General features: G+C 73.0%; 18 protein-coding genes. 11 read left to right on the forward strand and 7 right to left on the reverse strand.

The features are described from left to right. Nucleotides 1-5: 5 nt before the first annotated feature. The 6 genes from PYR91_RS02240 to PYR91_RS02265 all read left to right on the forward strand — a co-directional run bounded on the left by PYR91_RS02240 (nt 6) and on the right by PYR91_RS02265 (nt 3,832). Nucleotides 6-149: an Insertion element protein gene (locus tag PYR91_RS02240; RefSeq protein ID WP_279777328.1), complete on the forward strand. Its 144-nt coding sequence runs from the start codon at nt 6-8 to the stop codon at nt 147-149. Nucleotides 150-207: 58 nt separating this feature from the next. Next, nucleotides 208-936, forward strand: a complete 729-nt coding sequence (locus PYR91_RS02245) for a phosphoadenylyl-sulfate reductase (protein WP_279777329.1) — start codon at nt 208-210, stop codon at nt 934-936. Then, nucleotides 918-1,820, forward strand: a complete 903-nt coding sequence (locus tag PYR91_RS02250; RefSeq protein ID WP_279777330.1) for a sirohydrochlorin chelatase — start codon at nt 918-920, stop codon at nt 1,818-1,820. The genes PYR91_RS02245 and PYR91_RS02250 overlap by 19 nt, the downstream gene beginning before the upstream one ends. Nucleotides 1,821-2,037: 217 nt before the next feature. Then, nucleotides 2,038-2,919, forward strand: coding sequence for an SPFH domain-containing protein (locus PYR91_RS02255; RefSeq protein WP_279777382.1), 882 nt, complete (start codon nt 2,038-2,040; stop codon nt 2,917-2,919). Next, entirely contained in the window at nt 2,916-3,194 is a 279-nt protein-coding gene (locus PYR91_RS02260) for a hypothetical protein (protein WP_279777331.1), read from the forward strand. The genes PYR91_RS02255 and PYR91_RS02260 overlap by 4 nt, the downstream gene beginning before the upstream one ends. 5 nt (nt 3,195-3,199) lie before the next feature. Beyond that, nucleotides 3,200-3,832, forward strand: coding sequence for a GPP34 family phosphoprotein (locus PYR91_RS02265; protein WP_279777332.1), 633 nt, complete (start codon nt 3,200-3,202; stop codon nt 3,830-3,832). Between the two features lie 36 nt (nt 3,833-3,868). Here the strand turns inward: PYR91_RS02265 and PYR91_RS02270 are convergent, their stop codons facing one another. The 3 genes from PYR91_RS02270 to PYR91_RS02280 form a co-directional block, all read right to left on the reverse strand. Further along, nucleotides 3,869-4,687, reverse strand: a complete 819-nt coding sequence (locus tag PYR91_RS02270; protein ID WP_279777333.1) for a DUF1707 domain-containing protein — start codon at nt 4,685-4,687, stop codon at nt 3,869-3,871. 94 nt (nt 4,688-4,781) lie between these two features. Further along, nucleotides 4,782-5,723, reverse strand: a complete 942-nt coding sequence (locus tag PYR91_RS02275; RefSeq protein WP_279777334.1) for a maleylpyruvate isomerase family mycothiol-dependent enzyme — start codon at nt 5,721-5,723, stop codon at nt 4,782-4,784. A gap of 2 nt (nt 5,724-5,725) precedes the next feature. Beyond that, nucleotides 5,726-6,283, reverse strand: coding sequence for a sigma-70 family RNA polymerase sigma factor (locus tag PYR91_RS02280; protein WP_279777335.1), 558 nt, complete (start codon nt 6,281-6,283; stop codon nt 5,726-5,728). A 131-nt stretch (nt 6,284-6,414) separates the two neighbouring features. On the opposite strand from PYR91_RS02280, the gene PYR91_RS02285 reads away from it, so the two are divergent. After that, nucleotides 6,415-8,043: an isovaleryl-CoA dehydrogenase gene (locus PYR91_RS02285; protein ID WP_279777336.1), complete on the forward strand. Its 1,629-nt coding sequence runs from the start codon at nt 6,415-6,417 to the stop codon at nt 8,041-8,043. Nucleotides 8,044-8,406: 363 nt separating this feature from the next. Then, nucleotides 8,407-8,787 (forward strand): STAS domain-containing protein, encoded by a 381-nt coding sequence (locus PYR91_RS02290; RefSeq protein ID WP_279777337.1) that lies wholly within the window; start codon nt 8,407-8,409, stop codon nt 8,785-8,787. 10 nt (nt 8,788-8,797) lie between these two features. Here the strand turns inward: PYR91_RS02290 and PYR91_RS02295 are convergent, their stop codons facing one another. The 4 genes from PYR91_RS02295 to PYR91_RS02310 all read right to left on the reverse strand — a co-directional run bounded on the left by PYR91_RS02295 (nt 8,798) and on the right by PYR91_RS02310 (nt 11,972). Beyond that, nucleotides 8,798-9,526, reverse strand: a complete 729-nt coding sequence (locus PYR91_RS02295; RefSeq protein ID WP_279777338.1) for a GAF and ANTAR domain-containing protein — start codon at nt 9,524-9,526, stop codon at nt 8,798-8,800. 85 nt (nt 9,527-9,611) lie between these two features. Further along, nucleotides 9,612-10,343, reverse strand: coding sequence for a GAF and ANTAR domain-containing protein (locus tag PYR91_RS02300; protein ID WP_279777339.1), 732 nt, complete (start codon nt 10,341-10,343; stop codon nt 9,612-9,614). Continuing rightward, nucleotides 10,343-10,834, reverse strand: a complete 492-nt coding sequence (locus PYR91_RS02305; protein ID WP_279777340.1) for an STAS domain-containing protein — start codon at nt 10,832-10,834, stop codon at nt 10,343-10,345. The genes PYR91_RS02300 and PYR91_RS02305 overlap by 1 nt, the downstream gene beginning before the upstream one ends. Before the next feature lie 265 nt (nt 10,835-11,099). Further along, nucleotides 11,100-11,972 (reverse strand): aldo/keto reductase family oxidoreductase, encoded by an 873-nt coding sequence (locus PYR91_RS02310; protein ID WP_279777341.1) that lies wholly within the window; start codon nt 11,970-11,972, stop codon nt 11,100-11,102. Between the two features lie 131 nt (nt 11,973-12,103). Here PYR91_RS02310 and PYR91_RS02315 point away from each other — a divergent pair, with 131 nt between their 5' ends. The 3 genes from PYR91_RS02315 (at nt 12,104) to PYR91_RS02325 (ending at nt 13,741) form a co-directional block, all read left to right on the forward strand. Next, nucleotides 12,104-12,547: a helix-turn-helix domain-containing protein gene (locus tag PYR91_RS02315; protein ID WP_279777342.1), complete on the forward strand. Its 444-nt coding sequence runs from the start codon at nt 12,104-12,106 to the stop codon at nt 12,545-12,547. 155 nt (nt 12,548-12,702) lie between these two features. Next, complete coding sequence (locus PYR91_RS02320; RefSeq protein WP_279777383.1) at nt 12,703-13,086, forward strand: YchJ family metal-binding protein; 384 nt, start codon at nt 12,703-12,705, stop codon at nt 13,084-13,086. Between the two features lie 226 nt (nt 13,087-13,312). Beyond that, nucleotides 13,313-13,741: an OsmC family protein gene (locus tag PYR91_RS02325; protein WP_279777343.1), complete on the forward strand. Its 429-nt coding sequence runs from the start codon at nt 13,313-13,315 to the stop codon at nt 13,739-13,741. Nucleotides 13,742-13,756: the final 15 nt, after the last annotated feature.

The following is a 13,756-nucleotide window of genomic DNA, read 5'->3' on the forward strand; positions in this document are numbered from 1 at the left end:
GGCTCGTGAGCGAGCGCGCGGTGCCCTTCCACTGCCCGTACTGCGGGGATGAGGACCTCGAACCCTACGAGGGCGACGGCGGCTGGTACTGCCGGTCGTGCGCCCGCGCCTTCCGGCTGAAGTTCCTCGGCCTAGGCGTCCGATCATGAGCGGCCGCTCGCGCCCCGAGCGCCCGCACACCCAGTCCAACGAGGAGCGGTGAGCACCATGACCATTGTGGAGATCGAGACGGGGTTAGAGCGTCAGCGCGGTGTGCTGGACCTGCGGGGGATCGCCGACTCGGCGTCCGACTTCCTGGAGGAGGCCTCCGCGCGCGAGATCATCCGCTGGGCGGCCGCGACGTTCGGCGACCGCCTGTGCCTCACGTCCTCGATGAGCGACGCGCTGCTGATCGACCTGGTGAGCCGGGTGAAGCCCGGGGTGGACGTGCTGTTCATCGACACCGGCTACCACTTCGCCGAGACCATCGGCACCCGCGACGCCGTGCAGCAGGTCTACCCCGTCAACGTGATCAACGTCCAGCCGTCCCGCACGGTCGGCGAGCAGGACCGCGACCTGGGCCCACGCCTGCACGGCCGCAACCCCGACCTTTGCTGCTACCTGCGCAAGGTGGAGCCGCTCAACCGCGCGCTGGAGCCGTACCTGGCGTGGATCTCCGGCATCCGCCGCGACGAGTCGCCCACCCGGACGTCCACGAAGGTCGTCGAGTGGGACGCCAAGCGTCAGATGATCAAGGTGAACCCGATCGCGCGCTGGACGCAGGACGACGTCGACAACTACATGGCCGACAACGGCGTGATCGTCAACCCGCTGCACTACGACAACTACCCCTCGATCGGCTGCTCCCCCTGCACCCGCAGGGTCGCCGACGGCGAGGACGTGCGCAGCGGCCGCTGGGCCGGCATGGGCAAGACGGAATGCGGCATCCACCTCTGATCCCGCTCCCCGTCCCCGCCCCGGCCGCGCGGGCCGAGGCGGCGCCCCGCCGGTTCCCCTCCCCGCCCGGGGAGGCGCCGGGCCGATCCTCGCCGTCACCCGCGGAGGCCGGCCACGGGCCGCCGCCGCCGCTCGTCGCGGTCGCCCACGGGTCGCGTGACCCGCGCGCCTCCGCCACGGTGCAGGCCCTGCTGGACGCCGTGCGGCTGGCGAGCCCGGCCCTGGACGTCCACGAGGCCTATCTCGACCACACGCGGCCGTCGCTCGGCGAGGCACTGCGGGGGCTGGAGGAGGCCGTGGTGCTGCCGCTGCTGCTCACCGAGGCCTACCACAGCCGCGTCGACATCCCCGCCGTGATCGCCGAGGCCGGCGCGGGCGGGCACGCGCCGCGCGTCCACCAGGGCGCCACCCTCGGCCCGCATCCCCTGCTCGTCACCGCCCTGGAGCGCCGGCTGCGCGAGGCCGGCGTCGAGATCGGCGACCCCGGCACCGCCGTCGTGCTGGTCTCCGCCGGCTCCAGCGACCGGCGGGCCAACGCGGTCGTCGCCGAGATGGCCCGCGACTGGTCACGGGCCCGTCCCTGGCACTCGGTCACCCCCGCCTACGCCTCGGCCGCCTCCCCCACCCCCGAGCAGGCGGTCCGCGCCGTGCTCGACGGCGCCGCCCGCCGCAGGCGGGCCGCCCCCCGCGTCGTGGTGGCCCCGTACCTGCTCGCCTGCGGCCACTTCGCCGACAAGACCCGCCGCACGGCCATGGGGGCCGGCGCCCACACCGTCGCCGACCCGCTCGGCCCGGCCCCGGAGCTGGTCGCCGTCCTGCTCTCCCGCTACGCCCAGGCCGTCCGCGCCTTCCGCGCCGCCGGCCCCGCGCCCGCGCGCGCCTGACCCCGCGCGCCCGCCGCTCCGCCCGCGGCCGGCCCCCGCCGCATGAGGCGAGGGTCTGGAACGCCATGCGCACGCGTGTCCCCGTTGCGTCACGCCACGATCCGGCACGGGCGACCCCTTCTCTAAAGTGATATCACTTTGCTATTGTCGTGCCATGAGCGAGACAACGGGAGGAACGATGACGGCGGTGCCGAAGATCGAGGACGTCGACGTGGAGATGCCCCCGGCACAGGTGAGCGAGCGCCGGCCGATGGAGACGACGGGCTGGCCGTGGCTGGGCCTGGGGGTCGCACTGGTGGTCGGCGGCGTGGTCGCCTTCGTCCGCGGCATCGCGGACACGGCGCCCGGGGTGGTGGTGACCGGCATCGCGCTCGTCCTGCTGGGGATCCTGGTGCTGCTGGGCCTCATGGCGATCGCCCCGGGTGAGGCGCGGGTGGTCCAGCTGCTCGGCCGCTACATGGGCACCGCCCGCAGCGACGGGCTGCGCTGGACGATCCCGTTCACCTGGCGGACCAAGATCTCCACCAGGATCCGCAACCACGAGACGGGCACCGCCAAGGTCAACGACGTCGACGGCAACCCGATCGAGATCGCCGCCGTCGTCGTGTGGCAGGTGCAGGACACCGCCAAGGCGAAGTTCGAGGTCGACGACTTCGTGGAGTTCGTCGCCATCCAGACCGACACCGCGGTGCGGCACATCGCGGGCAACTACCCCTACGACTCCCACCAGGAGAACCAGCTGTCCCTGCGCGAGAACGCCGACGAGATCACCGGCAAGCTGTCGGCCGAGATCGCCGCCCGCGTGCACTCGGCCGGGGTGCGGGTGATCGAGTCCCGCATCACCCGGCTCGCGTACGCGCCGGAGATCGCCCAGGCGATGCTGCGGCGCCAGCAGGCGGGCGCCGTGGTCGCGGCGCGGCGGCAGATCGTGGACGGCGCGGTCGGCATGGTGGAGCTGGCCCTTGAGCGGCTCGACAGCACCGACGTCGTGCACCTCGACGACGAGCGCAAGGCGGCCATGGTCAGCAACCTGCTGGTCATCCTCTGCGGCGACCGGGACGCGCAGCCGGTCGTCAACACCGGCTCCCTCTATCAGTGACCGAACGCAAGAAGATGCTCCTGCGGCTGGACCCCGTGGTCCATGACGCGATCACCCGGTGGGCGGGTGACGAGCTTCGCAGCACGAACGCGCAGATCGAGTTCATCCTCCGCAGGGCGCTGGCCGGCGCGGGCCGGCTGCCCCGCGAGGTGGGGCGCATGCCGAAACGCGGCCGCCCTCCCCGCAACGACCCGGCCGCGGACGACGCCCACGAGGGCGGCGACGCGACCACCGGCGACGGCCACGCCGCCGGCGACGACGAGGCGAAGGAGTGACAGGCGTGGACCTCCCCCCGACCCTGCCCGAGCGGCTCTACCTGCTGGCGTACGACACCTCGCGCGGGCGGCTCACCGGGCGCATGCAGCTCGGCCTCGTGATACGCGCCGGCATCCTGGGCGAACTCCTCATCCAGGGCCACATCAAGGACGCCACCGGCGGGCCGTCCGTCACCACGGGGGCGCTGGCGGACCCCATGCTGGACGCCGTGCTCCAGCAGATCGCGGCCTCCCGGCGGCGCAGCTGGCAGCACTGGGTGAGCCGGGGCGGCGGGAAGGGCGTGCGCGCCGTGCGCGACCGGCTGGAGGCGGGCCGCTGGATCCGGGTGGAGCACCGCCGGATCCTCGGCCTGTTCCCCTCGACGAAGGTGACCGTGCGCGACACCCGCGTGGTGAAGCACCTGGTCGCCACCGCGACGGCGGCGCTGCGCGGAGGCGTTCCGATCACCCGGCTCCACCAGCGGGACGCCGCCCTGGCCGCCCTGGCGGGCATGGCCCGCATGCGCACCGTGCTGCCCGGGAAGGAGTGGCGCGCCAAGCGCCGGCGGGTCGACGACCTGGCCGAGAGCATCGCGCCGGTCCCCCGCGCCCTGCGCAAGGCCATCGCGGCGGCGGAGGCCGCCGCCGCGGCGGGCTGAGACCGCTCACCGGCGGCGTACGGCCGGCCGCGCCGGTCAGTGGCGCGGCGGGTAGGGCGGGTCGGGGGGCCGCGGCGGGGGGTTGGCGTGGTCGGGGTCGGGGTCGGGGTGCGGGAGGCCCCAGCCCGAGTGGTGCAGCCCCATTGCGCGGCCGTCCATGGGCGGCAGGTGGAGCAGGGAGTCGAGGTGGGTGCGGAGCTGCTCGGCCACGCGAGGGGAGGCCCCGCCCCGCCGCTCCAGCCACCACCCGGTCCAGTCGGACAGGGAGCGTTTGATGGGCTTGGCCCGGGAGTCACCGACGATCTTGACGTCGCCCATCAGGACGTACGCCCGCACCCGCACGACCGGCACGTTCATGCCCTCGGGGGCCTCCTGGACGTCGACCCGCTTGTCGCCCATCACGGCGACGCCGCTCAGGTCGACGTCCACGCCGTCGGGAACGATGATCTTCACGTTGCCCATGACGGCGGTGGCGACGATGTCGATCTCGTTGGTGCGGACCTCCGCCTGGCGCAGGTCGATGGTGACGTCGCCCATCACCGCGACCGCGGCGATCTCCTGGTCGATACGCCACTTGCCGCGCCGCTTGGTGTCGCCCATGACCGCCACGAACCAGCGCCGGGCCTTGCCCGAAGGCGGGGCGACGGCGCCCGCCGGCCGCGGGGGCGCGGCGCCGCCCGGGAGGTCGGCGGTGATCTGGGCCAGCTCGGCCTGGGTGGCGGCCAGGTAGGCGGCCTCGGTGCGGTCGGTCAGCTCCGACAGCGTCAGGCGCCCCTCCACCGAAGCCTGCCTGAGCGCCTCGACCACGGCTTCACGCTCGGCGTCCGAGGCGCGGATACCACCCGGCTCGTTCATGCCATGAATCTAACGCGCCGCCGCCGAGACGCGCTCCTCCCGAAGGAGGAAATCGCGATGCTCCCAACGGACGAGAACGCGCGACCCGCGCCGCTCAGGGGCCCGAGAGGGCCGGCGCGGAGGTGAGGACGTCGCGGGCCAGGGCGGCGTCGCCCTCGACCTCGGCGGGAAACGTCGCGGGGGCGCCCCGGCCGCCCAGCAGGAAGCAGAAGGCGGCCACCTCGGCGGTGATCGCGGCGTCGGCGGGCGAGCCGTCATCGGGGACGGCCGTCGCGCCGACGTCCAGCGGAACGTGCCACACCCCTCCCCCGGGCCCGGTGAGGGTCAGCCGCAGGGCGCGGCCCCCGGCGTCCATGCCCGACAGCAGCATCGTCCACGGGAGCAGCCGCGCGCAGAAGTCGGCGGTGGGGCGGATGTGGCCGGGCAGCGGGCGGGGCAGGGAAAGGCCCAGCACCGTGGCCGCGTCCTGGGTGTGGATCCAGGTCTCCAGCATGCGGGCCAGCAGGTGGTCGGCGATCGCGAAGCTTAGGCCGCCGGGCTCGACCGGGGTGGCGGGGTCCATCGAGGCGGCACGCCCGCAGATCGCCTCGGCCTGCCCGCGCCAGTCGGCGCGGGTCTCCTCGGGCGTCTGCCCGCGCACGAAAGCGATCATGCCGGCGGTGCGGCCCAGGACGTCGTTGGCGTCGACCGGGGGCCCGGCGACCGGGGCGCCCATCTGGGCGGCGACCAGGCTGTCGGTGGCCGCCAGGTGGGCGACCAGCTCCTGGAGCCTCCAGCCCTCGACGATCTCCCGCGACCACCCCTCGGGCGGCGCCGACGCCAGCAGGGCGTCCATCGCCGCGACCCGGGCCGCGTACGGGGCGGCGAACCCGGCGGCGGACGCCGGCGGGCGTGCCGAGCGCGCGGCGGCCAGGAGCCGGGAGAGCGTGCCGGCGGGCGGCTCGGGGGCGGCTTCGACGAGGGCGTCGAGGGTCAGGCGCGTCACGGGGTCGGAGGTGCCGGGCACCCGGTCACCGGAGCCGGTGTGGTGATCCACGGTCACACCTCCTCGTCGGCGAGCTCGTCGGCGAGCCTGCGCAGCCCTTGCCGGATGCGTGACTTGACCGTTCCCTCCGGCAGGCCGAGCTCCTCGGCCGTCTGACGGTAAGTACGTCCACGGTAGTAGGCGAGTTCGATCGCCTCGCGCAACCCTCCTGGAAGGCGGCTCACCGCCTGCCGCACGCGGGCGGCCTCGTCGGCGGCGAGGATCCAGTCCTCGGGCGGGTTGGACTCCGGGTCGGCCAGGCGCGGGCCGATCGCCGACACGCGGCGGCGCTCCTCGGTGCGGACGTGGTCGACCGCGCGCCGGTGGGCGATCGTCGAGAGCCACGAGCGCAGCGAGCCGCGGTCGGGGTCGAAGGCCAGCGGGCGCTGCCAGAAGGTGACGAAGACCTCCTGGACGATGTCCTCGGAGACGACGCGGTCGCGGGTGACGCGCAGCGCCAGCCCGAGCACCAGGGGGTAGAGCCGTTCGTGCAGCTCCCCCAGGGCGCTTTCGTCCCCGCCGACGACGCGTTGGTGCAGCAGCCGGTCGTCGGTCGTTCCAGGCGCCTCCAACCGCTTTCCCCTCCCTAGGTCGGCACCTGAGCATCCCACTGTTGACGGGAAATGTTGAGATGGATGACGAAGCGCGCATCGGCGGGAGCATCGAGGCACCGCCATGCGCACCGATACGTCCGGAGGCTCCCTTGACGCACGAGGTTTTCAACCAGGCCCCCCCGCTCACCGGCCATGACGTCTCCGCCGACCCCGCGCTGCTGGAGGGCGTGGCGAGGGAGGCCGCCGACTGGGCGCTCGGGGGACTGCGCGGCCTGGGAACGCTCGCCGGGTCGGTGAAGGCGCAGGAATGGGGCCGCCTCGCCAACGAGCACCCGCCCGTCCTGCGCACCCACGACCGCTACGGCACGCGGATCGACGAGGTGGAGTTCCACCCCGCCTGGCACGAACTGCTGTCGGTGGCCGTGCAGAACGGCCTGCACGCGGCGCCGTGGGCGGCCGCCCGGCCGGGTGCGCACGTCGCGCGCGCGGCCAAGTTCTACGTGTGGTCGCAGGTCGAAGCCGGGCACGGGTGCCCCATCTCGATGACCTACGCCAGCGTCGCCGCACTGCGCCACACCCCGGCCCTGGCGGCCGAGTGGGAGCCCTTGCTGGAGTCGCGCACGTACGACTTCGGGCTGCGGCCCGCCGCGGCCAAGCGCGGCGTGCTCGCCGGCATGGCGATGACCGAGAAGCAGGGCGGTTCTGACGTGCGGGCGAACACCACGCGCGCCGAGCCGCTCGGCGACGGGACGTACGCCGTCACCGGCCACAAGTGGTTCAACTCGGCGCCGATGTGCGACGTGTTCCTGGTGCTGGCGCAGACCCCGGGCGGGCTGTCGTGCCTGCTGCTGCCGCGGGTGCTGCCCGACGGCTCGCGCAACGCCATGCGGATCATTCGGTTGAAGGACAAGCTGGGCAACCGGTCCAACGCCTCGGCCGAGGTGGAGTACGAGGGCGCCCGCGCCCACCTCGTCGGCGAGGAGGGACGCGGGGTCAGGACGATCATCGAGATGGTGAACATGACGCGGCTCGACTGCGTCATCGGCTCGGCGTCCGGCATGCGGCTCGGCGTCACCCAGGCCGTGCACCACGCCCGCCACCGCCGGGCCTTCGGCAAGGCCCTGGCCGACCAGCCGCTCATGCGCAACGTGCTGGCCGACCTGACCCTGGAGTCCGAGGCCGCCACCGCCCTCATGATCCGGCTGGCGGGCGCCGCCGACCGCGGCATCCGGGGCGTCACCGGCGAGGGCGCCTTCCGGCGCACCGCGCTGGCGGCGGCCAAGTACTGGGTGTGCAAGCGCGCCCCCGTGCACGCCGCCGAGTCCCTGGAGTGCCTGGGCGGCAACGGCTACGTCGAGGAGTCGGCCATGCCCCGCCTGTTCCGCGAGTCCCCCCTCAACGGCATCTGGGAGGGCTCGGGCAACGTCGCCGCGCTGGACCTGGTGCGATCGGTCGTGAAGGAGCCGCACGCCGTGGAGGCCTTCTTCGAGGAGGTCGACCTCGCCGCCGGCGCCGACCCCCACCTCGACGCGGCCGTCGACCGCGCCAAGAAGTCCCTGGCCGACACCGCGACCCTCGAATGCCGCGCCCGTAGGCTGGCCGAGGACCTGACCCTGCTTCTCCAGGCATCCCTGCTGGTCAGATACTCCCCCGCGGCCGTGGCCGACGCCTTCTGCGCCTCCCGCCTCACCCCCGACCGGGGCCACGCCTTCGGCACCCTGCCCACCGGCCTCGACCTGGACCCGATCATCGAAAGAGCGACCACCGAGATCGCCTAGCGCCTCGTCACCCCGCCACGACGAGACCGGTCGAGCGCACGACGAAGACGGACGACGCGGCCGGCGGCAGCCCGCCGGCCGCGAGCGTCTCCTGGGAGACTTCCATGTCTGTGACAGCGCACCACGACGGGCGATCCGGCCCCCGCGGCCGGCATCCGGTGCGGGCGCGCGCCACGAGCCGCGTGTCGCGAGCGGTTCCGTCCGCGCTCGGGCTGGCTTCCCGGGACGCCACACCGTACTCTACAGAGAGTAGGCGACTCTCTACAGAGAGTCGCTTTCCGTACATTTCGCTTTTTCGTACATCGTCATCTCCCTGGGCCGTCTTGACCCCGCGTCCTTCAGGTGATGCAACAGGGAGACACCATGGGTCCGTTTCTGGCCATCCACTCCACGTACGACGACGTCGACGACCGCACCGTGGTCGAGGTCGGCGGCGAGATCGACCTGGCCACCGCGCCCCGCCTGCACGCCCACCTCGCCCGGCTCCTGGACGGCGCCACCGGCCCGGTGACCCTCGACCTCGGTGCGGTCACCTTCATGGACGCCCGCGGCCTGGCCGCTCTCGTCGCGATCAGGACCCACGCGGACACCGCGATGATCCCCGTCCGGCTGACCGCGCTTCCCCCGCTCGTCGAGCGGCTTCTGCGCCTGACCGGCCTGGAGAACCTCTTCACCATCGAGACCGGCCCGGAACACCAGCCGGCCACCCCCAAGCCCTCGGCGCGGGAGCGACCGGCCGCGTGAGCGTCGCCGGCTACGAGGGCGCGGGGTCGAGCAGCTCGGCCACGATGCCGTCCTGGTTGATCACCTGGCGGGCCACGACCGACAGTTTCCGGTTGTGGTTGCGGGCATGGGTGCGCATCAGCGCGAACGCCTCGGCGATGGAGATCTGGCCGCGCTCGGCAAGCATGCCGCTGGCCTGTTCGATGACGATGCGGCTGTTGAGGGCGTGTTGCAGCTGCTCGGTGACGAGCTGATGCTGGCGCAGGGTGCGCTCATGGGTGATGCCGATGGTGGCCACGTCCGCCAGCGCCTGGGCCACCGATGTGCTGTGGGGGGAAGGGAGGCCGGCGGTGGCGCTGAACATGTTCATCGCTCCCAGCACCTGGTCGCGTAGCCGCAGCGGGAAGGCCTGCACCGAGGCGAAGCCGGCTTCGTGAGCCGCCGCCGCGAACCGCGGCCACTGCTGCGGTTGGGCGGTCAGGTCGGAGCAGGCCACCATCCGCCCGCTCTGATAGCAGTCCAGGCAGGGGCCCTCCTCGTCCTGCAGCTGGAACAGCTCCAGCAGGCGGGCCTGTTCGGTGGAGGCCGCCACCAGGGTCAGGGATCCGCGCGGGTCGGCCAGCAAGATGCCGGCGGCGTCCACGTCGAGGAGGTCCACGCAGCGCTCGGCCAGCGTCTGCAGGAGATCGATGACGTCGAAGCCGATCACCAGCGTGTCAGCCAGCTCCACGAACGTCTGCGCTGTCCGTTGGTCGAGCACACTCTCACCTTCGTCTCAGCGTCTCGGGATGCATGCCCATCCGGCGGTCCATCATCCACGGTCTCTCATACCGACTTCATCCGCATCAGTCCGGTCCGTTGCGATCCGGTGCGAATCGCAGCCGTCGCGCCACCACGTCGCGGGCCACCTCCAGCAGGCTGCGCTCCTCCGCGAAGGCGTAGGCGCGCAACCGGGCGAAGGCGGCACTCACGTCGGTGCCGGACTGGACCGCGACCATGCCGGTGGCCTGGTGCACCGGTGACCAGCGCTCAACCGTGCCCCACCGGAGTTCCTTCGGCTCACCGGCGTCGTCCGGGGACGCCAGTCGCTGCACCTGCACCAGAAGCGCCGCGTCGGCGAACACCAGCGCGTCGGCCGACTCCTGCGGCGTCAGCCAACCCCGCTGGGCGCGGCTGATCTCCAGCACGCCGAGCGAGATCACCCCGAGCAGCAGCGGGAACACGAAGATCGCACGAACGCCTGCCTGCACGGCGGCCGGAGCGAACATCGGCCAGCGTCGCCGCGTGCCGTCGTCGGTCAGGTCGCCGACCAGCACGGGCCGGTCGTCGGCGAGCGCGTCACGTCCCGGGCCCTCGCCCAGCGTGACATGCAGGTCCATCAGCCGGTAGGCCCCCGGACCGCTCGCGCACACCGGTTCGTAACCCATGAGCCGGTCGTTGAGGGCCACACTCACTCCTTGGGCGCGCAGCGTCCGCGCGCAGACCAGGCAGACCGTGTCGATGGAGACCGGTCCGCCGTCGGCACGGGCGTGATCGTTGATCGCCGCCCACACCGCCGCCGAGCGCTGCTTGTCCATCAACCTCCGTCGTCTTGTGCGACGGTATCCGAGGCGGCCGGAATCGAGCGGTGTTCGCCGGCGCCGGGCCGTACGTGCCGCGTGCGGGCGGCCGTCGCGGACATCCGATCGTCGCCGGGCGCTTCGCCCCAGCCCGGCATCGTGTCCCAGCCCGTGAGCTTCAGCAAGCGGCGTGCCGCCGCCGAGACCGCCGCGACCCGGATCACACCCGCGCCGCCGCCACCCGCACCGAAGCCGGCAGCGACCAGCACCCGCAGGCCGCTCACGTCGACGAAGTCCAGCCCGCTCAGATCGACGTGGAAGACGCCGTCGCCGCGAGCCGCCCGGCGAGCCAGTGAGGTCAGCGCCGCCGTCACGGCGGGCACGCCACCTCTGTCCAGCTCTCCCTCCAGCCGCATTCCCAGCGGATGAAGCGTCATGGGGATGCGTAACGACCCAGACGACCCGTCGTCGTAGGCCGGTGCCCAGGGGATGTCCTCGTTATCGTGCATGCCTCTTCCTCCAGGGGCTCGCCGGAAAGACAAGCCGCGAGGTCAAGACGGCACGACATCAGCAGGCGGCAGACCGCAGCTCGTCGGCCCACCGGTGGAGACATCCGCTCTTGAAGGCTACTCGCCGGCGCGGTGTCTGACCACCGCCACGACAGCGCCCGCGCCACACGGCGGATCCTCGCGGGCGGCGCCGAGAACACCCGCGCTGATCCTCACCATCCACGGCCTCGACCACGCGTGTACGCCGCGTAACGACCCCCGGTGGCTAATGGCCGATCGCGTCCAGCTCGGCGAGGTCCTCGCCGGAGAGCGGGAGTCCCGCGCCCGCGACGTTCTCCCGCAGGTGCCCCACCGCCGAGGTGCCCGGGATCAGCAGGATGTTCGGCGACCGCCGCAGCAACCAGGCCAGCGCGACGGACATCGGCGTCGCGTCCAGCCGGGCGGCCACCGTCGAGAGCGTCGTGGACTGCAGGGGACTGAAGCCGCCGAGCGGGAAGAAGGGCACGTAGGCGACGCCCTGTCCGGCGAGCTCGTCGACCAGCTTGTCGTCCTGGCGGTGGGCGAGGTTGTACATGTTCTGCACGCATACGATCGGCGCGATCGCCTGTGCCTCGGCGACCTGCTCCGCCGTCGCGTTGCTCACTCCGAGGTGCCGGATCAGGCCCTGCCGCTGGAGCTCGACCAGCGTCTCGAACGGCTCGGCGAGCGAGCCGGGCCGGGGGCCCAGGGCGTCGCCGATCCGGAGGTTGACCACGTCGAGCACCTCGAGGCCGAGGGATCTCAGGTTCTCGTGGACGGAGCGGCGCAAATCCTCCGGCTCACGGGCCGGAGGCCAGCCGCCCTCCCGGTCGCGGGTCGCGCCGACCTTGGTCACGATGCGCAGCGACTCGGGGTATGGGTGCAGCGCCTCACGGATGAGCTGGTTGGTGACACGCGGCCCGTAGGCGTCGCTGGTGTCGATGTGGGTGACGCCGAGGTCGACGGCCTCGCGCAGGACGGCGAGCGCGCCCTCACGGTCGGCGGGCGGACCCATGACCCCGGGGCCCGCGAGCTGCATGGCGCCGTAGCCGAACCGGGTGACGGCCAGGTCGCCCAAGCTCCAGGTGCCGCCGGGAAGCGCGGTGGAGTGCGTACTCATACCTCTGTCCTTCGCGTGGAGCCGGATGTGGTGCCTGACGGCCCCGTTGCACCATCTTGGATGGGTAACATCCTCACGGGAAGCAGGCACCTCAGAGTGCGTAACACACCCACGCGTGAGAGGTGCGGTGGATGGCGACGATGACGGCAGCCCAGAAGAGAGCGCTGGCCAAAGCAGAGTACGACGCCTTCCTGGCGGCGTGCCCGAGCCGCAGGCTGCTCGACCGGATCTCCGACAAGTGGGTCGCGCTGATCCTGTCCGCGCTGGGCGGCGGCGGCTCGCGCCGGGAGGGCGCCGGCTGCGCCGGTGAGCCAGGGCCGATGCGCTACTCGGAGCTTGCCCGCCTGCTGGCGGGCGTCAGCCAGAAGATGCTCACTCAGACGCTGCGCTCCCTGGAGCGTGACGGCCTGGTCACCCGCACAGCGACGCCGACCGTGCCCGTCACGGTCTCCTACGAGCTGACCGACCTCGGTCTGTCGCTGCACCAGATGATGCGCGGCCTCAAGACGTGGGCCGAGACGCACATGGACGACGTGCTCGCCAACCGCGAGGCCTACGACGGCCGCACCGCCTGAACCGCGGAGCGGAAGCGTCCGCACCGCCCCCGGACGGGCCGCCTCCCCGGCGGGGACGCCGGGCCGGACGGGTGAACTCCGGCGGTGGGATCGGGCCGATCGGGTAGCCTCGCGTGGTGCCCGGCGCCTCACGTTCGCGGCCCGTGTCCGACCGCATGCGGGCGCGGGCGTGTCCCTGTGGGCTGCCCGCCTCGTACGGCGAATGCTGCGGGCGGTTCCACGCCGGTGGTGCGGCGCCGACGGCGGAGGCGCTCATGCGGTCGCGCTACACGGCGTTCGCCGTCGAGGACGAGGCCTACCTGCTGCGCACGTGGCATCCGGCCACCCGGCCGCCGCGGGTGGAGTTCGAGCGGGGGCTGCGCTGGACGGGGCTGCAGATCGCGGGCGTCTCCGGCGGGGGTCCGGCGGACACGCGGGGCACCGTCACGTTCGAGGCGCGCTACACCCACCTCGGCCGGTCCGGCGAGCTGCGCGAGCGCAGCCGGTTCGCGCGGCACGAGAGCGCCTGGGTCTACGTCGAAGGCACCGCCACCGGCTGAAGCCCGCGCGAGAACTCCTTCCCGAGCCAAGCGCGCCCGCCAGGACGCCACCTTCCAGGTGACGCACCAGACGCCGCCCGTCGGGGCCCGATCGGGCGTAGTGAGGGCGGCGTGACGGAGCCGCGCGGGCGGAGGGGGCGGTCTCGCCCGCGCCGGGCGCCGGGCGCGGGGCGCGGCGGGCACGCGTGTAGGTTACGACGTGTCTTCGGTATCGAAAGGATGATCAATGGCGACCACACGCACGGCGACCACCCAGTGGAAGGGCGCGCTGCTCGACGGTTCCGGGGCGGTCTCCCTCGACAGCTCGGGTGTCGGCACCTTTGACGTCTCCTGGCCCTCGCGGGCCGAGCAGGCCAACGGCAAGACCAGCCCCGAGGAGCTCATCGCCGCGGCGCACTCCTCGTGCTACTCCATGGCCCTGTCGCACGGCCTGGCCCAGGCGGGCACGCCGCCGCAGACGGTCGAGACCCGCGCCGACGTGACCTTCCAGCCCGGCGAGGGCATCACCGGCATCGTGCTGTCGGTGCGGGCCCAGGTCCCGGGCATCACCGCCGAGCAGTTCCAGACCGCCGCCGAGACCGCCAAGGCGGGCTGCCCGGTGAGCAAGGCCCTGGCGGGCACCACGATCACGCTGAACGCCGAGCTGCTCGCCTGACGTCCGGCCGCTCCA

Source organism: Sphaerisporangium sp. TRM90804, assembly GCF_029846175.1.
In the GTDB taxonomy this organism is placed as follows: domain Bacteria; phylum Actinomycetota; class Actinomycetes; order Streptosporangiales; family Streptosporangiaceae; genus Sphaerisporangium.